Annotated in this window: 16 protein-coding genes and 1 tRNA gene; 5 read left to right on the top strand and 12 right to left on the bottom strand. The window is 60.3% G+C overall.

The features are described from left to right. The first annotated feature begins 109 nt into the window (after positions 1-109). Positions 110-298, top strand: coding sequence for a hypothetical protein (locus AC1EJZ_RS07210; RefSeq protein WP_480294403.1), 189 nt, complete (start codon positions 110-112; stop codon positions 296-298). Between the two features lie 205 nt (positions 299-503). Here AC1EJZ_RS07210 and AC1EJZ_RS07205 read toward each other — a convergent pair whose 3' ends face one another. The 11 genes from AC1EJZ_RS07205 to AC1EJZ_RS07155 form a co-directional block, all read right to left on the bottom strand. Beyond that, a complete protein-coding gene (locus tag AC1EJZ_RS07205) occupies positions 504-1,355 on the bottom strand; it encodes a DNA-binding protein (protein ID WP_480294401.1) in 852 nt (283 codons plus the stop codon). 264 nt (positions 1,356-1,619) lie between these two features. Further along, positions 1,620-3,389 carry an ABC transporter permease gene (locus tag AC1EJZ_RS07200; protein WP_480294400.1) on the bottom strand — a complete coding sequence of 590 codons (1,770 nt, stop codon included), beginning with the start codon at positions 3,387-3,389 and terminating at the stop codon, positions 1,620-1,622. Further along, positions 3,386-4,975: an MFS transporter gene (locus tag AC1EJZ_RS07195; RefSeq protein ID WP_480294399.1), complete on the bottom strand. Its 1,590-nt coding sequence runs from the start codon at positions 4,973-4,975 to the stop codon at positions 3,386-3,388. Before AC1EJZ_RS07195 ends, AC1EJZ_RS07200 begins: the two co-directional genes overlap by 4 nt. A gap of 1 nt (position 4,976) precedes the next feature. Then, positions 4,977-5,726 carry a TetR/AcrR family transcriptional regulator gene (locus AC1EJZ_RS07190; protein WP_480294398.1) on the bottom strand — a complete coding sequence of 250 codons (750 nt, stop codon included), beginning with the start codon at positions 5,724-5,726 and terminating at the stop codon, positions 4,977-4,979. A 102-nt stretch (positions 5,727-5,828) separates the two neighbouring features. Further along, on the bottom strand, positions 5,829-6,992 hold the full coding sequence (locus AC1EJZ_RS07185; protein ID WP_480294397.1) for a hypothetical protein: 1,164 nt from the start codon (positions 6,990-6,992) through the stop codon (positions 5,829-5,831). Positions 6,993-7,166: 174 nt separating this feature from the next. Next, the gene (locus AC1EJZ_RS07180; RefSeq protein ID WP_480294396.1) at positions 7,167-8,186 is read right to left on the bottom strand and encodes a hypothetical protein; all 1,020 of its coding nucleotides are present in this window, start codon (positions 8,184-8,186) and stop codon (positions 7,167-7,169) included. Between the two features lie 830 nt (positions 8,187-9,016). Next, a tRNA-Leu gene (locus AC1EJZ_RS07175) sits at positions 9,017-9,097 on the bottom strand. 38 nt (positions 9,098-9,135) lie between these two features. Continuing rightward, positions 9,136-10,353: a tRNA 2-thiouridine(34) synthase MnmA gene (gene mnmA, locus AC1EJZ_RS07170; RefSeq protein ID WP_480294394.1), complete on the bottom strand. Its 1,218-nt coding sequence runs from the start codon at positions 10,351-10,353 to the stop codon at positions 9,136-9,138. After that, on the bottom strand, positions 10,350-11,585 hold the full coding sequence (locus tag AC1EJZ_RS07165) for a cysteine desulfurase family protein (protein ID WP_480294392.1): 1,236 nt from the start codon (positions 11,583-11,585) through the stop codon (positions 10,350-10,352). Before AC1EJZ_RS07165 ends, mnmA begins: the two co-directional genes overlap by 4 nt. Beyond that, positions 11,582-12,580 (bottom strand): electron transfer flavoprotein subunit alpha/FixB family protein, encoded by a 999-nt coding sequence (locus AC1EJZ_RS07160; protein WP_480294390.1) that lies wholly within the window; start codon positions 12,578-12,580, stop codon positions 11,582-11,584. Before AC1EJZ_RS07160 ends, AC1EJZ_RS07165 begins: the two co-directional genes overlap by 4 nt. Before the next feature lie 2 nt (positions 12,581-12,582). Then, positions 12,583-13,383 (bottom strand): electron transfer flavoprotein subunit beta/FixA family protein, encoded by an 801-nt coding sequence (locus AC1EJZ_RS07155; RefSeq protein WP_058236966.1) that lies wholly within the window; start codon positions 13,381-13,383, stop codon positions 12,583-12,585. A gap of 180 nt (positions 13,384-13,563) precedes the next feature. Between AC1EJZ_RS07155 and glgX the strand changes: the two genes are divergently transcribed. The 4 genes from glgX to AC1EJZ_RS07135 all read left to right on the top strand — a co-directional run bounded on the left by glgX (position 13,564) and on the right by AC1EJZ_RS07135 (position 18,648). Continuing rightward, positions 13,564-15,918, top strand: coding sequence for a glycogen debranching protein GlgX (glgX, locus tag AC1EJZ_RS07150; protein ID WP_257590276.1), 2,355 nt, complete (start codon positions 13,564-13,566; stop codon positions 15,916-15,918). Then, entirely contained in the window at positions 15,911-17,011 is a 1,101-nt protein-coding gene (trpS, locus tag AC1EJZ_RS07145; RefSeq protein WP_092648667.1) for a tryptophan--tRNA ligase, read from the top strand. The genes glgX and trpS overlap by 8 nt, the downstream gene beginning before the upstream one ends. An 86-nt stretch (positions 17,012-17,097) precedes the next feature. After that, positions 17,098-17,820: a VIT1/CCC1 transporter family protein gene (locus AC1EJZ_RS07140; protein ID WP_092648668.1), complete on the top strand. Its 723-nt coding sequence runs from the start codon at positions 17,098-17,100 to the stop codon at positions 17,818-17,820. Positions 17,821-17,970: 150 nt separating this feature from the next. Continuing rightward, positions 17,971-18,648, top strand: a complete 678-nt coding sequence (locus AC1EJZ_RS07135) for a hypothetical protein (protein ID WP_092648669.1) — start codon at positions 17,971-17,973, stop codon at positions 18,646-18,648. Between the two features lie 15 nt (positions 18,649-18,663). Here the strand turns inward: AC1EJZ_RS07135 and AC1EJZ_RS07130 are convergent, their stop codons facing one another. Further along, the gene (locus AC1EJZ_RS07130; protein WP_058236971.1) at positions 18,664-21,033 is read right to left on the bottom strand and encodes a glycogen/starch/alpha-glucan phosphorylase; all 2,370 of its coding nucleotides are present in this window, start codon (positions 21,031-21,033) and stop codon (positions 18,664-18,666) included. Positions 21,034-21,087: the final 54 nt, after the last annotated feature.

Genomic DNA, 21,087 nt, shown 5'->3' with positions numbered 1-21,087 from the left:
AACAAGCTCTAGCTCTGCCTGGGGGCGTTAGGCAGAGCTAGACAAGCTCACATCGAGGGCCACTTCCAGCAACGCCACAGTACGAGCGTCGGGCCAACTACGACCGGCCATGAGGTCACCTACGACGCTGTGGTCGAGACCAACCCCGGCAACGGTGGAGCGGATGGACTTGCTCGACAACTCCGACCTGACCAGCCACGAGGTTGCCCGTGTGGTGGGCATCAGCCGGTCGCGGATGTACGCACTGGTCGCCCAGGCACGGGTCGAGCAGGAACAGAAGGAACAAAACGCCGGATGACGAGTAGGACCGATAGGAACAAAATTGGCGTCGGTCAGTTCTGAACGGCGCACATGACCAATGGACAGAAGTCTGGTCGGTGAACGGAAAAGTGGAGAATGTGCTGGTAGACAAGGGTTTTCGGCTGTTGGCGGTGAGACCATCAGTAGCGGTGAAACCGCGTACTGTTAGCAAACTCCGTATTCGTATGGTCCTGATGTTCCTATCACGAGGTGGTCATTTCGTTCCTCATGTTCCTGTTGATGGGAGAAAAACAGGACCCCCCCGCACCTGATACCAGGCACGGGGGTCGTGATCTGGTGTGTGCACTGGGTCGCCGGTGTGATCGGCGTTTGGCGTGACCGGGAGATGCCTGACTGGCCGCGCTGGCTGCGGCGTCGGTGACGAGTGGAGAGAAAAACAACGGCCCCGTGGGATCACCCACGGGGCCGTTGTCGTCGGTCTTCGCGTGTCTGTTGCGTGTATCCCGGAAACAGTGGGAAACGTTTCCTCGTGTTTCCTCGTACTGGTCGTGGATCACTCGAGTCAGCTTCTCGATGTGCGCGCTCAGAGCGTCGATGGTCGCTATTGCTGCCTGCTGCGCGGCTCGGGCCTCGGCGGCCTGCTCATTGGCTACGTTGACTTCCTCGCGGGCCTTGGCTGCCTGTTCTTCGGCGGCCTGCTGCGCGGCTCGGGCCTCGGCGGCCTGTTCATCGGCCTCGGCGGCGGCCACGTCGGCGTTGTCGGCGCGCTGCTGCGCGGCTTGGAGGGCCTCGGCGGTCTCGGCACGCGCTTGACGTAGCGCTTCGGTCCAGATGACGCCCAAGACGTTGCCGGTGGCTTGGTGAAGGGCTTCGGTGACGCTGGTCGGGGGCTCGCCTGCTTCGGCCTGCGCGGCGTCGGCCTCGTTGCGTTCTTTCAGATACAGGCCTGCGGCCTCGGGCCGGACTCCCTTGCCGTCGGGGCTGACCTGTCGCGTCGCTGCGACCAGGGCGCGTACGCTCACGGGGGTCGTTTTGTCGAGGGCGTTCCATGCGGTTTCGAGCTTTTCGCGCTGTTCGTCGGTGATGGTGGTCATGGTGTCTCCTGGCCGGGAAGCCGGGTTGTTGTGGAGGGGTCGCACCCGGCGCTGCGACCCCTCATGAACCCTCCCGGCCGGGCTGCGCCCGGCGGTGACCACAGTGGACAGCAACGACCTCGGGCGTGATGCTCGGGGTCGTCTCTATCTATAAACCGCGCCTTGTTTCAATGTTCAACTACCGCTGCGATCACGCCTCATCTGACGCATATGTGACGCGCGGGGGTCGGAGTTGGTGGTCAGCGACGCGGAAACCCCGTAGTATCAGGGTTGTACGGGGTATGTGAGTACAGGTTCAAATCCTTCCTCCGTCGGGGTTTCCCACAGGAGTCGCGCGTACGATTCAACGCGCTCGATCCTCGGGTCATTGACGAGGGCGGCCTCAACGTCGGTGCGAATCTGGTCAGGTGTTGTGCCCTGGGGTGAGGAGAATTGGATGTTGATCATCAGGTCGGCTTCCGGCACCCCCATGTAGGTGACGATTTTCGGGCTGTCGAACGTGGTCAGAAGGTTCATGGGTATTGTGACCAGGACGGCTGTGGCGAAGAACAGGATCGGCATGAGGAACCACTGCCCGCGCTTTTCCCACAGGTCAGCCAGTGCCAGGCGCGTATTCAGTGAGCCGTGGCTGCTGCGCAGCAAGGCTGATGAGATACGGCTGTTGAGGCGAGCAGGGTGCCGGAGTGAGTTTTTCCGAGACGCGCGTTTCCCAGGCGCTGACCGGCCGGACGCGCGATGACTAGACCTGCGCTGGCCTAGCGTGCGTTCTTCGGGAGCTGGCTGGCCGAGCGCAACCAGGGATCGGCCCGCACGCCGCCGCGGGCGCGCGGTGCGAATATCACCGTGAATCAGTGCGTCGACAATGTTGACGCGGCCGACGGCTCGCAGTAATCGTGCACAGATACCGACAATCAAGGCGAACAGGATGACCAGTGCGATGATCGGCGCGCACACCGTCCACACATTGATCGGGGCTTGTGAAAAGTTCACCGCAATGGTGGCGGTGAACCAGCGTGAGGCGAACGCAGCCAATACTGCGCCCACGACACATGACACCAGTGCCATCGCTGCGTATCGTGCCACGTATAGCGTGCGAATGGTTCGTGCCGGCACACCAATCGCCCGCATTGCTCCGATTTCGTGAATGTCGTCTTCCAGGCTGCCTCGGATCACGAACCTGGCGCTGAACAGTGCAATGAAGATCAGGATGACGCTGGCGAAAATAAACGCCAGTGCGGTCAGCCCATCGCTGAGAACGTTAATCATGCGGATCATCGTGCCGGTGACGGCCTGGCCGTTATGGGGCAGCGCATGGTTGCTTTCAAAGGCTCGTTGGATATCGCCGCTCATTGCAGGATCCGTCAGGCGGTATTCCACGATGATTTCCCGGTTCGTCATCTCGCTGTTCGCTAACGCGCTGAAGTCCTCGTCTGAGATGACGAAGCGTGTGGACGATGACATGGACGAGGCCATCTGCGCGTCTCGCACGAATCCTGCTATGCGTAGTGCCAATGGCTGTTTTCCCGCTTGGAGTGTGAGAAGGTCGCCCTCGGCACAATTGAACTGCTCGCGGTAGGCGACGGGAACAAATACCTGGCCGGGTGTGGGGCGTGCCAAGCTGTCGTCGGTCGCATCGAGTAGGAAATCAAACTGGTCGTTTTGCGTGACGAAGAGGTTGTCAATCATGCTGGTTGACAGATCGCCGGCCTGACTGTCGTGGGCGCTCTCCCACTGGATCGCCTGCCCATCGATGCCGATCATGTCCTCAATGAACCAGCTGTCGATCGTGGGGTTGTCCTGCGCGAAGGCAGCGAGGGCATCGTGGTCGACCTCGCCTTGGTGCATTTGCAGGAAGTGAGGCGGTTGGGCTTTGTCGAAGATGCGATCGACCGCGCCGCTCAGTCGTTCACAAACGATTGCTCCGCTTGCCATGAGGAACGCGCTCAGGGTCATCACCATGATCAAGATGGCCACAATTGCTTTGTCGCGGCGCAGGTCGTTGCGGATGAAACGCAGCATCATGGGTGGAGTCATAGTCGTCCTCGTTGATGGTCTAGATCCAGGCGTAAAGCCTGCTCGATGCGGGCGACGGGGGCAATGAATGGCACGGCGACGGCCAGGGCGATCAGCGCCAGGCCCACCAGGGCGAACATGATGCCGATGCCGCGTGACGGGCCGGTTCCCATGATCGTTCCCAGGCTCGAGGCGAGCGGGCCGCCGGGCTGCAGCAGCGGGGTGAACACGTGATCAGCGAGGATGCCGGAGACGGCGTAGGCAAGAATGTAGCCCATCTGGGAGATGAAGCCGATCAGACCCCAGACTCTGCCCTGTGCCTGGTTGGGAATGGCGCAGCGGGCCAGGACTTCGACGCTGGTGTTGAGCGGTGGCAGCGTCATGAAGAACGCGGCACACAGTACGCCGATGGCGAGGACGTTGGTGGTCATCCCGATACCGGCGACGAGGATGCCGCCCAGTGTCAGGAAGATTGCCATGAAGCGGCGGTGGTGTGTGCCCATGCCGACCACGCCGATGATCAGGCTGGACACCAGCATTCCCACCGCGGCGCCAGAGCGAATGATTCCGAGCGTGTCCTCGCTGGTCAGGTCCAGCATCAACGGGGTGAGCAGGGTTTGCAGGAATCCCATGCAGAACGTGATGAGGGTTGCCAGGCCGACCAGTGCGAGTACTCCGCGTGCACCCGCCAGGTATTCGAGTGCGTCGCGCAAACCACTGCCGGATGCCGTCGCACCGTCATGCTGGGTAGCAGCCTGCGGAGCAAGATCCTCCTGGGCGGCACTCTCCAGCCCAGTACCCTGCTGGGCGGCACCCTCCGGAGCGTCGCCTTGCTGGGCGGCATCCTGAAAGCCAGCCTCCTGCACGCCGGTATTTTGCGAACCGTCGATCAATGCTCGCTGCGAATCTTGCCCCGGGTGAGCGTGCATCGCGATCAGCACCATCAGGAGCGCCGCAACAGTAGTCATCGCGATGTCAATCGCGATGACTACCAGGATCGTGCTGCGAGCCATAAGCACTCCGGCTACGGCAGGCGCGACGATCAGTTGGGCGGCAGATGCCAGTTGAACCAGGCCGCTGGCCTTGGCGTAACGTTCAGGTGGCAGCAGGTCCGTGATAACTGCGCGGTACGCAGGATCCAATAGTGCCGCTCCCACAGACACGAGTGCGAGTGTGAGGCAGATCAGCACCATGTTGTCTGCGGCCATGCGCATTGTTGCCCACACCAGACCAAGTGCAACGGCGCAGATAATATTGCCGATCGCCATCAGGCGTGTGCGGTCAAATCGATCGGCAAGCACTCCGGCGGGCGGTGCCAACAGGACGGCGGGCAGGAAGCCTGCCAGCGTGATCAGCGCGACCGACGTGCTCAGGCCGGTGTGCTGGTAGGCATAGATGGTCAGAGCGAACGGTGTCAAGCCGTTGCCGGTCTTGGCGATCAGCTGCGCCAGCCAGACCAGGGCGAAGCGGCGCCGGCCTTCGTGTTCGTGTGAGTTGGTAAGCGTCGGAGTACTGGTCGGTGCAGACGAGTTGGCCCCTGAGGGCCCGCCAGTTGGTGGCGGCGCGTCGGTTGGCGAAGGCGTGCCGGTGGATGAAGCGGTGCTCATCTCAGTCGCGTCCATCCAACATGGCTTGCGAGGCAGTCGCGCCACCCTCGGCGTTCGTGCTCTTTCCCTCGGTCAGTGCGCCGTCGGCCTCCCTCGTAGCTTCGCTCCAGCCGTACACCATTGCTCGCAGCGCATAGTCGTATTGGCGGTCTGCATCGTAGCGCCATCCGCTGTTGAAGACGGCCGCCAGGAGCGGAAACGAGGCTGGAAGTACCGTTTGGTGGCTCATCTGGTCGGCCTCGCCGCCCACTGGCTCCCCCGCCTCTGCGAGGACATGACCAACCGTGTAGTTCACCAGAGCGTTCAACTGGTCGGCAGCCTGGGAGTTCACAGGCATTCCTGCCTCCGCGAGAGACGCCAGCAGGCGTTCCATCAGGGCGAATAGTTCCGGTCCGGTTGCGGGGCGTGTGCCGACGATTGAGATGGCACGAGGGTGTCTGAGCAATGCGCGTCTCAAAGTGTGCATCACAGCGACCAGGTGCTCGCGCCACAAAGGTGTTGTCTGGGCGGCTGCCGGTACGGTGACGTCGCGCCACATGACCTCCATCAGGCCGTCAAGCACCGCCGCTTTGTTGGAAAAATGCCGGTAGATCATCATCGGATCGACGCCGAGGTCGTGTCCGAGCCGTCGCATGGTCAGTGCGTCGATACCGTCGTCGTCCACGATCTGCATGATGTATCGACGGGGAGGCCCCACAAGTCCTTCCTCCTCATCGTTCGTCGCACACAGGTCGGGACAACCGTCCAGCATGTCAGCGCGCAAATTCCGCTGCGATAGACAGCTGCTGACCAGCATCAGGGCTCTTGAGCAGCGCCAAGCTTGAGGCCGCTTCGGACAGTGTGTCGCGCATATTCAGCAACAATTTGCTCCGGCGCTGCTCGGTCCTGTGTCGGCGACGGTGGGTTTTGTCATGCCGGTGTGGTAAGCGGTGCCTTCGAAGGTGACGGGCACGTATGTGCCGTCGATCTGGACCCATTTGCCGTCTCCGTAGGTGGGGTCTGCCATGACGGTGACCTTGTCGGAGATGGTGCCGTTGTCACCGACTTTGGGGTCGGCCACGGTGGTGGCTTGGGGCTGGAAGTCGAAGATGACTTCGAAGTGCGGCACAGGCTTGTTGATTTCTTCAGGGTCGCCGGGGAACTTGGGTGGGTAGGTGACGGTGTCTTGGATTTGGCCGCTGACATGCACCTTGTTCAGAGAAAAACGCGGAATATGACTGTAAGTGTAAGTGCTGGAGACCGTTCCGTTTCCGGTGGAGCGCCACTCCAGGCTGATCGGTGTGTTACTCGTTTTGCCGGTCCACACGTTCGTGCCGGTTGACGTGAAGACAGCCGGACCCGACAGCGTGACTTTCGCGTTTGCCCCGGCGATCCAGTTGCCCTTGTTATCGGCGGCACCGATGTTGTGGATAGCGCCCTGACGATCACCCTCACCGGTCACTGTTGCATCTTTCGCGTTGAAGCCGCCCGAATTGCGAGCCTCTTGTGCCATTGCCTGCGCAAGGGAGAGGATATCAGGCTGAACGCGCTTGACATCGTTGTACATGGTTTTCACGTCCTGGGCGATGTTGTGTCTGGCATGATCCTGGTCGAAGTTCTGATGGATCAGAAAGCCGAGTGCCGCGCCGTGTCGTTTATCCAGGTTCGGCTGATACTTGTCGAGCAGCCATGCTGCCTGAGAGTTGGTGACTTTCAGGTCGGCTGGGGCGAACGAGCGTGTCCCGCTCATCTTCGATAGCGTAGCGTTCTGGCCTGGTTGAGGGTTGTACTTCCACATCTGGACGCACCAGACGTTTTCTCCAGGCACGCCATTAGGGGAGTCGTAGGGGCCGAACCAGAATCCCTGGCCGCTCTCTTGCGCACCCACGCTGATCGGAATGTGCATTCCCTTGTCGAGGAAGTACAGCGCATGGGAGGGTCTTTGTGCCGCTATCACACCGGCGCAGGCAAGCGCGAACGCGACGAGGATCGCGACCACACGGCCTGCAATTCGCCCAATGGGCGTCGACTGCTGCATTGTGATACTCCTTGTTCTTCTCTAGCTAGAGTGGCGGAAGCGGCAAAACCTCCGTCATCTACCTCTAATGCGACAAACATGAAGCCCACACCGCGCTGTGTGAGTCGGGTAACACAAAAAAGGGGGCCTGCCAGCATTCCAGCCAGCAGACCCCACGGAGCACCGGGACAGATGTCAGTTACACGGGACAAGCCATGAGTTACCTTTAGTATCCATTTCAAAACACAGGTCTTGCTCCCCAGCATCTTGCCACTCCCACGTGTATTCGTCCCCGCCGCCGGTGTTCCCGCCAGTGGCAGGAGCACTTGGAGCAGGTGCGGGCGCAGAGTAGTCCGGCTCCACGTAGCCGCCGCCCGACGTGTAGTCAGGCTCCGAATACGTCGGCTCCACCCAACCCGAGTCGCCAGCAGGTTCACTGGCCGCAGCCTTGGCTTCCTCGGCCTTCTTCCACGCGGCGTGAGAATCCGACACCTTCTGAGCAGCAGCCTTCACCTGGCCAGTCATCTCAGTCAGTTTCGCGCTCATCTCGTCGAACGGGTCAGCCGACTCGCCACTGAGAGCGTCAGCTTGACCGATCAGGGCTGTCGCCTCGTCCACAGTCTTTTGAGCCGTGGTGCGTGTCGCGTCGTCACTCACTTTGCCGGTCGTGTCGGACAGAACCTTGATAGCCTTGTCTACTTCCGCCTTGAGAGTGTCGCGCGCAGCCACCATCAGGTCTTTCGAATGGGAGGTCATCGCGGAGCGAACCTGAGTGCTGGCATCCTCAATCTTCTCGGCGGCACTGGTGAACACTCCAGCCGAATCGTTCAATGACTGCGCACCATCAGCCAGCTCACGGGTGGTGCCCGACTGGGCGGCAGGCATCGTCAATGCTGCTCCCTCGTCCAGTGCGGCACGAAGGTCAGCCCGGCTCGAATCATCGTCAGCCACCTTGCCCTCCGAGTCGGCATACAGCTGCTCACCCCCACTGATCGCGTCCGCCAGGGACGTGTATGCGCCACTGGCAGCAGACTGCGCCATGTCAAACTCGCTGCGCGCCTGGTGTGCCGCATGAGAGCGGTAGGCGCTCACGCCAATAATCGCCACCACCAGTGCGACGACAACCGCGACGCACACCGCCACGACCATAGCCTTGCGGTTCTTCACAAACCGCGAAAACACGCCGTTTTCTTGAACTCCACCACTCGTACTCATTGCCCTCACGTGACCTTTCTTTTACCCGAGTAAGTTTTGGATTCACCCGAGTTGTGGGACGAGAACACTCCACATGACACACACGAACGCCACTCACACGATTCGCGCGCATCACTGCACTCACAGCATAGCCAACTTCTTATGTAGCATGATCAAGTATGACAGCATTCCGAAAACCTCCGCCCGCGACCTTTCGTACAGAGGGGCCGGCCGAGGCAGCGCGATCGTTCAGTGCACATTCCCCTAGATTCAAGACAAATTGTGCACATACCCCTAAAACTGCCGCGCAACGGTGCACATACCCCTAGATTTAAAGCGAATTTTGCACATTCCCCTAGCTAAACTCCGTGCTGCCGGGTAGGCCAACAAGGAACAAGGCTCTGACCAGCGGTTATAGAAATAGCGCGGAAACCGGATCACGAAGATTTAGGGGAATGTGCACTTCCGCGCTACTTTTTAGGGGCTTGTGCACGGGAAGGCCGAAGATTTAGGGGTATGTGCATGCCGACCACTTAAATCTAGGGGAATGTGCACTTTCGCGCTACTTTTTAGGGGCATGTGCACGGGAAGGCCCAAGATTTAGGGGTATGTGCATGCCGACCACTTAAATCTAGGGGAATGTGCACTTTCGCGCTACTTTTTAGGGGCTTGTGCACACCGGGCACTGGCAGAGCAGTAGCGTCAGTGCATTAGGAAGTTTATGAAGGACCGGACACGCCCACCCCATACACATATTTCGGGCATTAGCCCCGGATCGGGCCACCGCCACACACAAAAAAGCCGGGACACCGCCAACACAATGTCCACGATGTCCCGATACATCACAAGAGTGCGCGAGGGGGGACTTGAACCCCCACGTCAAAGACACTGGAACCTAAATCCAGCGCGTCTGCCAATTCCGCCACTCGCGCGCGACATTTATCTTACGCGGCATCTATTCTAACGGTTTCTAGCTGGCACGGGCTCCCTCATGGCTCACGCCTCGCGAGACACCGGACACACTTCCCCGCCGAGCGGTCGACTCGATCGTTGCTTCAGCGATCACCTGCGTACCTCGGTACAGCACCAGCGACTGGCCCGGAGCCACGCCGCGGATCGGATCAGCCAGATCCACACTCAGTGCAGGCGCAGCGTCGCCCTCGTCAATATGAACCCCGGCGACAACGGAGGGCGTTCCGTGAGCGCGCACCTGCGCGGTCAGGACATCCTCGGGGACATCTGCCAGCATCCGTCCGGCCAACGCAGACCCGAACGCGACGGTCGCCTCCTGATCAACAGTGGCGAGGGAGCGCGGCGCCATCCACACCACGTCGGTGGTCGAAATGTGATCCACGCTCAGCAATTCAGCAGGCCCCACGATCACCTGATTGGATTGTGGATTGGTGCGCAGAACGTAGCGCGGCTTGCCGTCAGCGGCCGGTCGTTCCAAACGCAATCCGCGGCGCTGCCCCACCGTGAAGTTCCAGTATCCACCGTGTTCACCCACGATGTTGCCGTCCGCATCCACGATCTCACCCATGTCCTTGCCAAGGGCGCGCTGCAGGAAGCCCTGCGTATCGCCGTCAGGGATAAAGCAGATGTCGTAGGAATCGGGTTTGTTGGACACGCCCAGTCCGCGCCGATCCGCCTCGGCACGCACCCACGCTTTATCGGGCGCATCGCCTAGCGGTGTGATAACACGAGAAAGCTCCTCGCGCCCCATGATGGCCAGCACATAGGACTGGTCTTTTGCTTCGTCGCGGGCGCGATGCAGCTCGGGACCATCCGGACCGTCGATAACGCGCGCGTAGTGCCCGGTGCACACGGCATCGAAACCGAGGGTGCGGGCGCGATCGGCCAGTTCACGGAATTTCACGAATTCGTTGCATCGCACACACGGGTTGGGAGTATGCCCCTGGCGATATTGATCGACAAAGTCGGTGATGACAGTTCGTTCAAACTCCTCTGCCAGGTCCCACACGTAGAACGGCACGCCCAGTGTCTGCGCCGCGCGGGCGGCGTCCCCTGCGTCCTCCACCGAGCAGCATCCGCGTGAACCGATGCGGCATTCCTGACGCTGGCTGGACAGCGCCATGTGAACGGCAACCACATCGTGGCCTGCTTCGACAGCGAGCGCACACGCCACAGCAGAGTCCACTCCCCCTGATAGTGCAGCCAGTACCCTCATCTGTCCTCCTTCACAACATGTCCCCGTTCATCGAATCCGTCCATTGCCTGCGCCTGCGAAAGCGCGTCAGGTAGAGCCTGACACAGTGCGCGCACATCGTCGAGGGTTGTTGATGTGGAGACGCACACACGTAGCACGCCCAGTGCTTCACGTTCCGATCTGCCCATTGCCGTGACCACCTCAGATGGGCGTGTCACACCAGCATGGCAAGCAGAGCCTGCTGACACCATCACACCGGCTCGGTCCATCGCCATGAGCACCACTTCGGGATGTGCGGTCGGCATCGACAGGTGAATGATCGAGGGCACGGTGGGCGCATCCCCCACCGTCGCTGACACGCCCTCAGGCAGGTGGTCAAGGATCTCGCGACGCATCTGCGAGCAGTGCCGATGCATCTGATCCCGCTCGGAAACACATTCGACCATCGCGGCAGCCAGGGCAACCGCGCCCGCCACGTCCGGTGTTCCCGAACGGATTCCGCGCTCATGCCCCCCACCGGGTCGGTCCGTTGTCAACGGGATGCCGCGCCGCGCGACCAGGATGCCCGTCCCCACAGGCGCACCCACTTTATGTCCCCCGATGCTCAGCAGGTCAGCGCCGAGGGTGTCCATGCTGATCGGCAGGCATGAAAAGGCCTGAGCCGCATCCGTGTGAATGATGGGGCGCTGACCACGCGCAGCTCTTACCGGATCATTACCGGCAGCGCCGAATATGTCGGCAAGCTGGGCAACCGGCTGAATGGTTCCCACTTCCGAGCACACCGTGCACACCGACACCACCGCCAAGTGCTCACTGAGGTGTGCAGCGTCGAGCTCGCCAATGAATGTGATGCCCTGAGCGCTGGAAGGCAGTACCTGCCACGTGAATCCGGCAGGTTCAAGGACCTCGCGCTGATGTGCCACTGCGTCATGTTCGAGGGCGGACACTGCCACAACGCTGCGTGCAGGGTTGACAGCCCGCACCGCGCGAGCTGTCCCCGCCACGGCGAGGGCGTCAGATTCAGTGGCGCCGGATGTGAAGAGCACTTCGTGCAGGTTCACACCCAGCAGGTCTGCGATCTGTTCGCGCGCATCGTCCAGCATCCGGCGGGCAGCACGCCCACCCGCATGCAGGGAGGACGGGTTGCCGGGGGTGGCCGTCAAGTCATGTTGGGCTTTCAGCCAGGCTTCCCGGGCAACGGGCCGAAGCGGCGTGGTCGCCGCAAAATCCAGATAGTGCGTGGGCGTGGTCATTGGTCCTTTCGCGCCCGCAGATCCTCCAGAGCCTGCGGAACGACCTCGAAGATGTCGCCAACGATGCCGAAGTCAGCGATCTCAAAGATCGGAGCATCCGGGTCATCGCACACGGCAATGATCGTGTCGGAGGCTTGCATACCAACAGTGTGGTGGATTGCGCCGGACACGCCCAGGCCGATGTACACCGACGGTGCCACTGACACGCCGGTCTGGCCAATCTGGATGGAACGCGGTACCCACCCTTCATCTGAGGCAACGCGGGTTGCACCCACCGCACCTCCAAGTTCGTCAGCCAGCTGTTCGACCAGTGAGAAGTCTCCGCCGGTGCCGCGCCCGCCGACCACGACGACGTCTGCGTCGGTCAGTGACACGCGTCCGTCACCCGCGGCGTGAACGGATTGTGGGACCTGAACGGCGTCGGCTTCTGCACTGAACTTCACGGGCACGGTGGTCACGTCAGGCGTGGTCGCCGTCTCTGCGTCCTCGGCCTGAACAGACGAGGGCCGCAGACCGATAATCGGCGTGCCGCGAGTGATTTCCATTGTCGTTTCCCATGTTCCGGCCAGAACTGTCTTGGCTGCGTGGAGAACGCCGCCGCTGATATGCACATCTGACACGTCAACAGCCGCACCCGAGTCGAGCTGGACAGCCAGCCGAGCGGCAACCTCTCGCCCTCGGTAATTCGCCACACACAAAATGGCGGCAGCATCTGGAACGCGGTCGAAGCAGGCTCGAACCGCGTCCGCCACAACAGCACTGATGCGCGGCGAATGGTCGGCAAGGTCCGGGCTCAGGACGTGCGCCACGCCCTGCGCTCCCAACGCCTCCATGTCCGGCGCACTGTTCAGAGCGATCGCTGTAATCGGCCCGGTGGTCAGTGAGCGTGCCAGTGTGAGGAGCTGGTGCGATGCCGGGGTCAGCGTGTATCCCTGCGCGTCGTCACCCGTGTGGTCGGTCATCACCAGCAACGGCTGGTCAAGTGTTTCTGCCATAATCAGCACTCCTCCATCAGGTAGCGAGCCAGTTGGTGACCGCCGTCTCCCGAATCGGCCACGATCGTGCCCTCACCGTCGCGTTCACGTTCCTGCGCATCAAGGACGTTAATGGCACGCGGAGCGCCGTCCTGGCGAATCTCATCGAGCGACGCATCGTCCACATCGTCCAGTGAGAGCTCGTCGAGCGGCTTGGAACGCGCAGCACGCATCGTCTTGAACGAGGGATAGCGCGGCTCATTGATCTGGTCGGTTACCGACACGAGGACAGGAGTGGAACTGGTCAGCGTGTCATCAAAGCCATCAGCGGTGCGCTGAATCGTCACAGTCCACGGCCCTTCTTCCTCGCCCGTCAGGCTCATCTGATGGGCAAGACCCAGGTATGGCAGATGCAGGATCGTGGCCAGTGCCGCCGGCAACGCCGAGGTGAGAGAGTCAAGTGCGGCCATTCCGGTGATCACCATGTCGAGAGGCTCATCCTCGCGCAGCTGGTCGAGTGCGGCTCCCAGCACCCGCGCCGTGGTGACCACGTCTGCGCCTTCGAGACGCTCATCAGTGACGAGGATGGCGCGGTCGGCTCCCATTTGAAGTGCGCGCACGAGGGCATCTTCAGCGTCCTGCGGCCCCATTGTCACTGCGATCACTTCACCGCCGTGTTCTTCGACCAGGGAGACGGCAGCCTCGATCGCGTTTTCATCGAGTTCATTGAGCACGTCATCTTCTCCGCGTACCAACCGCCCGTCTTCGATACGACGCTCCGATTGGACGTCAGGTACGTGCTTGACACATACTGCAATTCTCATGCCTTTAGCGTGCCACACTTTGAGGCGAACCTCGTGGTGGCTTACGTTACGTCCACCAGAAGCGTCTCAGCTCCTCGCGAAGAAATGCGCGGTCAGAGCCGTCATTGAGACGCATGACTGGGGGTGATCACTTACAATCGAGACAGGAATTGTGCCTGCCTGACACACGTTTGAGAGTAAATGGATAGTAAAAGAAACATGGTGCCCAGCTCCGATCACGACTTCGCCGCTCCTGCACCGCGCATCCCCTCACCGAATCCCACACCTCGCCGGATCGGAGTGTATGCGCGTGAAGGCGGAATCGACGTTGCTGTTGTGGCGCGCCATGCGACGCGCGTGGATCTGTGCATCCTGGCAGATGACGGTACGGCACATGAAAAGCGCTGGTCATTGCTCGGACCCGAAGACGGAATCTGGCATGGGCACCTGGACGGCGCAGGCCTGGGAACGCACTACGGTTTCCGAGTCCACGGCCCGTGGGATCCTGACGCCGCAATGTTTCACAATCCGGCAAAACTTTTGCTGGACCCCTATGGGCGCGGCCTAGCCGGTTCGGTCCAGATGGGGGCTGCCGTTCACGCGCACACCGTTGACGAGGACCTGTACCCGGCAACCTATCCGCTGGAACAGTCTGACCTGAACTCAGCACCCTACATGCCGCACTCGGTTGTCGTGTCCACGCAGTTCGACATTGCCGACAAACCGCGCACACCGTGGGACCAGACCGTGATCTATGAGCTGCACGTCAAGGGCTTCACGCTCAATATGCCTGACATTCCGGATGACCTGCGGGGAACTTACGCAGGACTGGCGCACCCCGCAGCGGTGGACTATCTGAAGAAGCTGGGCATCACGGCTGTGGAATTGCTGCCCATCCACGCCAAACACGATGAGACGTTCCTGATTGAACGCGGGTTGACGAATTATTGGGGTTATTCGACGCTGTCGTTCTTTGCCCCTGAACCGTCGTACGCTACCGAGGCTGCACGCAGGCGCGGCGCTCAGGGTGTGATTGATGAGTTCCGAGGCATGGTGTCGATCCTGCATCAGGCCGACATCGAGGTGCTTCTGGACGTGGTCTATAACCACACATGCGAAGGGTCGGAAACGGGATCGACACTGTCGTGGAGCGGTTTTGATGCACCGCTGTACTATCGATTCGATCATGGGCGCCCTCGTCGCATGATCGACGTGACGGGAACGGGCAACTCGCTGAACACGGACGAGCCACTGGCCATGAAAATGGTGCTGGATTCACTGCGCTACTGGTCGCGCGAAATGGGGATCGATGGCTTCCGCTTCGATCTGGCGGCCACGCTTGGACGCTTCTCAACGGGCTTTGCGCCGATGCACCCTCTGCTTATCGGGATCGGAACCGATGAGGACCTGTGCCAGGACAAGCTCATTGCCGAGCCGTGGGACATTGGCCCGGGCGGGTGGCAGACCGGTAATTTCCCCTCACCATTTTCTGAGTGGAATGATCGTTACCGCGACACGGTGCGCGAGTTCTGGCTTTCCGATTTCAGGTCCCTGGCAATGGGTCGCGGTGCGATCGGCCCGATGAAGCTGGCCACACGCGTGTCCGGCTCTTCTGATCTGTTTGCTCACGGTGGTCACCGTTTTGACGGACCGCGGCGCTCCGTGAATTTCGTGACAGCTCACGACGGGTTCACCCTGGCTGACCTGACCGCTTTTGATCACAAACACAACATGGCGAACCTGGAACAGAACCGCGATGGTACGACGAATAATCATTCGTGGAACCACGGCATTGAGGGCACTATTGCGCAGACTCCGGTCGATGACGCTCACGACGCGCTGAACGGGTCGCCAGCCAGCTCTGACTTCCTGCAGGACATTTACCCCACGCGTCACAGGAGCCAGCGCAATTTGCTGACGACGCTGCTCACCTCGTCTGGTACTCCGATGATTGTGGCGGGCGATGAGTTTCAGCGCACGCAATTCGGCAATAACAACGCCTACTGCCAGGACTCTCCCATCTCATGGATCGATTGGAACATGTCGGACTCGCAGAAGCAGCAGCTCGCCACTGTTCGCTGGCTGCTGGCCCTGCGACGTCATCATCCGGTCTTGCGTCCCTCCCTTTTCGCAGATGGCAGGATAGCTGAGGGCGATGTCATAGCCGATCTGGGGTGGTTTGATCGTGACGCTCACGACATTGCGCAGGATGGCTGGGCTCAGGAGCACAACCGTGTCTTCCAGATGCTCCGTTCGGGGTATCAGCTGGGTGACCGCGACGCCCTCGTTGTGGTGAATGGAACATTGGATGTTGCCACGGTTCGTCTGGTGAGCGGGCGCGGCTCTGACTGGTACGTCGTCATGGATACCTCCTGGTCGTGCCCTTCCGATGGCGGTATCAACGTCGAGGGAGACATCGAGCGCCTGGAACGCGGGCTTCCTGACAGACTGGAAGTTGTCCGTTGTGGGGACGAAGTGACGATCGAGCCACAGTCCGTGATCGTCATGTTGTCAGCACGCACCCCTCATCATTCGGTAGACTACGGGCGTGACTAGTAGTGAAGACCAACTTGAAAATTCCACCAACCACGCTTCGCTGGAACGGGCAAAGGCCCGATCCGTTGAACTTGAGGAAGCCATTGATCAGGATCCGTCGCGATTCCGCATCCTCACCGGCGACCGGCCGACCGGAAAGCTGCACCTGGGGCACTATTTCGGCACGTTGAAGAACCGCGTGGAACTGCAAAACCGCGGCGTTGAAACGTGGGTTCTGGTGGCCGATTATCAGGTCATCACTGACCGCGACGCTGTTGGCCCGCTGCGCCAGCGCGTCCTGGGCCTCGTTGCCGATTACCTGGCCGTGGGTATCGACCCAAAGCGCAGCATCATCTTCAACCACTCGGCAGTGCCGGCACTGAACCAGTTGCTGTTGCCGTTCCTGTCATTGGTCACCGAGTCTGAACTGCATCGCAACCCTACGGTCAAGTCAGAGCTTGATGCGACGAACGGTCGCGCCATGTCGGGATTGCTGCTGACCTACCCGGTGCATCAGGCCGCAGATATCCTGTTCTGCAAGGCGAACCTCGTGCCGGTGGGACAGGACCAGCTCCCCCACCTGGAGCAGACACGCCTGATCGCTCAGCGTTTTGACCGCCGCTACGGGCGCGCCGACAAGGAGCATCCTGTTTTCCCGCGCCCTGACGCGTTGCTGTCGAAGACTCCGCTGCTGCTGGGCACCGACGGCAACAAGATGTCAAAGTCTCGTGGCAACACGATCGAGCTGGATATGACTGCCGATGAGACGGCGCGTGTGCTCAAGAAAGCCAAGACTGATCCTGATCGCGTCATCACCTATGACCCGGAGAATCGACCCGAGGTGTCGAACCTGTTGATGATGGCGTCACTGGCCACTGGCGAGGATCCCCACGCCATTGCCGACCGTATCGGCGATGGTGGCGGCGGCACGCTCAAATCAGTCGTGACCGACGCGCTCAACGAGTTCCTCGCGCCGATCCGCGAGCGCCGTGAAGAGCTGGCCGCTAACGAGGATTACCTGCTGGAGGTTCTCCATCACGGTGATGAAGTCGCCAATGAGCAGGCTGATCGCACGCTGGCTGAGGTGCGTCGCGCGATGGATATGGTGTACTGAGCGAGCCAAGGTTTGCGTAAGCTGGCCATTTTTAGATCAGCTTTTCCTTGCTAGAAACCCGCTTTGACCTGCGATAATGTGCTCTCATGAGTACTGTTGTCGAAGCGGTGCGCAGTGAACGGCAGGGCTTCATTTCCTCCAAGCTCAACTGGCTGCGTGCAGGAGTGTTGGGAGCCAATGACGGCATTGTGTCGATCGCCGGTCTACTGATCGGCATCGCCGCTGTCGACCCCACGAACACACATGCCATCGTGATTGCCGGAATCGCCGGTATCGCCTCGGCAGCACTGTCAATGGCAATCGGCGAATACGTATCGGTATCCACTCAACGTGACACTGAGCGCGAAATTGTCCGCCTGCAGCACGTGGCACAGAGCCGCAATCCCGGCCACGCTTTCAACGAGATCAAGCAGGTATGTCTGCAACGCGGCATGAGCGAGGAGAGCGCGCACCAGGTTGCCTCGGACCTGTCCTCACATGAGCCGGTCAATGCCGTCATTTCATTCAAGTACGGCATCGATTCGGATTCACTGACCAGTCCGTGGGCTGCGGCCGGCAGCTCCTTCATCGCATTCGTCAGCGGTGCTGCCCTGCCGATGCTGACAATGGTTCTGGCTCCCCCACCGCTTCGCATCGTGTCAACCTTTGTGTCTGTATTTGTGGCTCTCGCATTGACAGGGTGGATCAGCGCGTGGCTGGGACGCTCTCCGCGCCAGAGGTCGGTCCTGCGACTGGTGTGCGCCGGCAGTGCGGCAATGATCATCACCTACGCGATCGGTCGACTGCTGGAAAGTGCGTCAATGGTGTGATTGACGAGATCGCGATGCCCGTGCTACACTGCTTTACTACAGACTCAATACTAACGACGTAGTTGGAAAGCAGATACGGTTGCGCTCGTGTCAGATAGGCGCGCCGCCATGGGAAGAATCTCGATCAGTATGGGGAGTGATCCAGTACTCATGCACACATCCATCACGAATCACATGCGCGCCACGCGCATTCTTCTGATCGCAGCAGGACTCTTATGCATCACAGCGACCTGTCTTGCACTGTTCGTCCTCACGCCCAGCACGCAGGCAAACAGGACTGAAGCGCGCAATCCTGATCTTGCACAATACGCTCAAAGCGCCGATATTCCAGAGCAGATCACCACTCAGGCACAGCAGGAAATGGCACAAGTGGGCGAGGAATACCCGCCCGGCGCCACCCCTCCCACCGTTGCCGACCTGCTTCCATGGGCAGTAGGCGCTGAAGTGGATTCAGTAAGCACCGATCACATTCAGTACACGTCCGGCGCCGATAACCCCGTAGCAATGCGTCAGGCACAGCAAACTGACCCGTCTGCCGACACTCCCGTCACAGTCGTCACCGCCGAAGGAGATGTTGCGGTCCTCGCAGCCCTTGACTGGGAGTGTGCCTGGATCAAGGAATTCGTTATCGCCACGAACAGTGGAAACGCGGACCGTGTGAACACAGCAGTGACGCAGATCAGCAAATTCCCCGATCTTGACGTCATCCAGCGTTTTAACCCCGAAGTCGGTGAAGGACACGCCCGTGACGTCATTCCCCGTATCCAGCAAGGAGACGTCGAATTTGCGAACTATTGGCTCGCTACGACATGTAGCGAGCCTGAATAGTTCAGCGTGACAGGATCACTGGTCGATCGGGGCTGCCTCAAGCTTCCACACCTCGCGCGCATAGTCGCGGATCGTGCGGTCCGATGAGAAACGTCCCGACTTCGTGATGTTGACCCATGTCTTGCGTGCCCATGCCTGGCGGTCACAGTAGTCACGCGCCATCTGGTCGCGAGCCGTGCGGTAGGCATCAAAATCACCCAGCACGTAGTACACGTCGGCCGGATCGTAACTACCTTCCAGCAGTGACAGACGCAGGTCATGGAAATCACCTGTGCCGCCGTCATCCAGCGTGCCGTCAGTCATTGCATCGAGCACACGCTTCAGTCCAGGTACGTTTTCATAGTGCCAGCGCGGATCGTATGTGCGGCGCAGCTCAGGCAACTCATCTTCCGTGGCACCGAAGATGTAGGCGTTATCCTGGCCAACAGCGTCCAGAATCTCCACGTTCGCACCATCGAGCGTGCCCAGCGTCAGTGCACCGTTCATCATGAACTTCATGTTCGAGGTGCCCGACGCTTCCTTGCCGGCAGTTGAAATCTGCTCAGACACGTCAGCAGCCGGAATGATGTGCTCAGCAGGCGAGACGTTGTAGTTTTCCACGAAGACAACTGTGATGCGCCCGTCAATGTCAGGATCGTTGTTGACCAGATCCCCGATTGAGTTGATCAGCTTGATGATCGCCTTGGCACGCACATATCCCGGCGCTGCCTTCGCACCGAAGATGAACACGCGCGGCGGCAGATCCAGTGACGGATCCTCCTTGAGGCGGTAGTACAGGTCCAGAATGTAGAACGCATTCATCAGCTGGCGCTTGTACTCGTGCAAACGCTTGATCTGCACGTCGAAGATCGCATCAGGATTGACCTCAATGCCCTGGCGGTTCTTGATCCACTGAGCAAAGTCAACCTTGTTGTCATGCTTGATGTCGATCAGTCGCTGCAGAACACTCTCGTCAACGCTGTCAGTGAACTGTGCGAGGACGTCAAGATCGGTGACCCACTGGTCTGAGCCGGTCACCTCGTCAAGCAGGGCGGACAGGCGCGGGTTGCACTGACGCAGCCAGCGACGAGGGGTCACACCGTTCGTCTTGTTATTGAAGCGCTCGGGCCAGATGTCATGCCACTGACGCAGCGTTTCGCGCTTGATAATTTCTGTGTGCAGCGCGGCCACACCGTTAATCGAATACGACGCATAGCAGGCGATCCACGCCATGTGCACCATGTTGCCCTGGACCGGAGCCATGTAGTTGATGGTTCCCTCGTCGATGGCGCGCTCAGTCATGTCGATGCGGAAGCGGCGGTCGATTTCGCGCACAATTTCCATGATGCGCGGGAAGAGGCGATCAAAGATCGATGTCTCCCACTTCTCCAGCGCTTCAGCCAGCACCGTGTGGTTCGTGTACGCGAACGTGTGACTGACGACGTCCCATGCTGCTTCCCACGTCCAGCCGTACTCATCCAGCAGGATTCGCATCAGTTCGGGGATAGCCAGAACCGGGTGAGTGTCGTTGAGCTGAATCGCGTTGAAATCAGCCAGAGTTGTCAGGTCGCCCTCGTGCTGGGCAATATGGTTGGCAACAATGTCGTGCAGCGAGGCGGCGCAGAAGAAGTACTGCTGGCGCACGCGCAGGATCTTGCCCTCGAACGTGGAGTCATTGGGGTACAGCACGCGTGAAATGTCGGCGACGGCTTCACGCTCGACAATGGCGTCAGTGAAGCGCTGCGAGTTGAACGCGTCGTAGTCGAATTCTTCAACCGGCTCTGCACGCCACAGTCGCAGCGTTCCCACGTTGCGTGTGCCGTATCCGGTGATCGGCATGTCGTAGGGAATGGCTCGCACATCCATGTCGGCATAGTGAATGATGCGCTGTTCTTCCTCGCGGCGCACAATGAAGGGGTAGCCCTCCTCCATCCACGCATCGGGCTGTTCACGCTGGAAGCCGTCCTCAAACAGCTGCTTGAACAGGCCGTAGCGGTACAGGATTCCGTAGCCGTTCACCGGGTAGTCCAGTGTGGCGCATGAGTCGAGGAAGCAGGCTGCCAGTCGCCCGAGGCCACCGTTGCCCAGCGCTGCATCCGGTTCCTGTTCCAGGACATCGGACAGCGTCTGGCCAAAAGAATTGACGATCTTTTCTGCTTCGTTCGTCAGGCCGAGGTTCGACAGGTTATTCAGCAGGGCGCGACCCATCAGGAATTCGGCCGAGAAATAGTGTTCCCGTCGTTTGGTTGCATACAGACGGTTGGTACGATCCCAGTCGCTCGCGACGCGGTCAACAACTGCCGCAGAAAGGCCCTGCCACATTTCCATGAGGGTGGAGCGATCTGCTGGTCGACCTGAAAAGGAGCGGACTTGCGAAGTGGCTGCATCAGCCAGGCTATACGACATCTAGTAATCAATCCCTTCAGTTAGACACGCTGCAGCAGCTGAAGCACCCGCGTG

It is taken from the genome of Pauljensenia sp. C0170B5, assembly GCF_056590195.1.
The sequence above is the reverse complement of the archived record's forward strand: the minus strand, read 5'-3'. Positions and strand labels throughout refer to the sequence as shown.

Bases quoted from the DNA above. Each gene is read 5' to 3' on its own strand.
- AC1EJZ_RS07190 (WP_480294398.1), bottom strand. From the start codon at position 5,726: ATGCTGGACGGTTGTCCCGACCTGTGTGCGACGAACGATGAGGAGGAA.
- AC1EJZ_RS07180 (WP_480294396.1), bottom strand. From the start codon at position 8,186: ATGAGTACGAGTGGTGGAGTTCAAGAAAACGGCGTGTTTTCGCGGTTT.
- AC1EJZ_RS07195 (WP_480294399.1), bottom strand. From the start codon at position 4,975: ATGAGCACCGCTTCATCCACCGGCACGCCTTCGCCAACCGACGCGCCG.
- AC1EJZ_RS07205 (WP_480294401.1), bottom strand. From the start codon at position 1,355: ATGACCACCATCACCGACGAACAGCGCGAAAAGCTCGAAACCGCATGG.
- AC1EJZ_RS07130 (WP_058236971.1), bottom strand. From the start codon at position 21,033: ATGTCGTATAGCCTGGCTGATGCAGCCACTTCGCAAGTCCGCTCCTTT.
- AC1EJZ_RS07185 (WP_480294397.1), bottom strand. From the start codon at position 6,992: ATGCAGCAGTCGACGCCCATTGGGCGAATTGCAGGCCGTGTGGTCGCG.
- glgX (WP_257590276.1), top strand. From the start codon at position 13,564: ATGGATAGTAAAAGAAACATGGTGCCCAGCTCCGATCACGACTTCGCC.
- mnmA (WP_480294394.1), bottom strand. From the start codon at position 10,353: ATGAGGGTACTGGCTGCACTATCAGGGGGAGTGGACTCTGCTGTGGCG.
- AC1EJZ_RS07210 (WP_480294403.1), top strand. From the start codon at position 110: ATGAGGTCACCTACGACGCTGTGGTCGAGACCAACCCCGGCAACGGTG.
- AC1EJZ_RS07140 (WP_092648668.1), top strand. From the start codon at position 17,098: ATGAGTACTGTTGTCGAAGCGGTGCGCAGTGAACGGCAGGGCTTCATT.
- AC1EJZ_RS07200 (WP_480294400.1), bottom strand. From the start codon at position 3,389: ATGACTCCACCCATGATGCTGCGTTTCATCCGCAACGACCTGCGCCGC.
- AC1EJZ_RS07165 (WP_480294392.1), bottom strand. From the start codon at position 11,585: ATGACCACGCCCACGCACTATCTGGATTTTGCGGCGACCACGCCGCTT.
- AC1EJZ_RS07160 (WP_480294390.1), bottom strand. From the start codon at position 12,580: ATGGCAGAAACACTTGACCAGCCGTTGCTGGTGATGACCGACCACACG.
- AC1EJZ_RS07135 (WP_092648669.1), top strand. From the start codon at position 17,971: ATGCACACATCCATCACGAATCACATGCGCGCCACGCGCATTCTTCTG.
- AC1EJZ_RS07155 (WP_058236966.1), bottom strand. From the start codon at position 13,383: ATGAGAATTGCAGTATGTGTCAAGCACGTACCTGACGTCCAATCGGAG.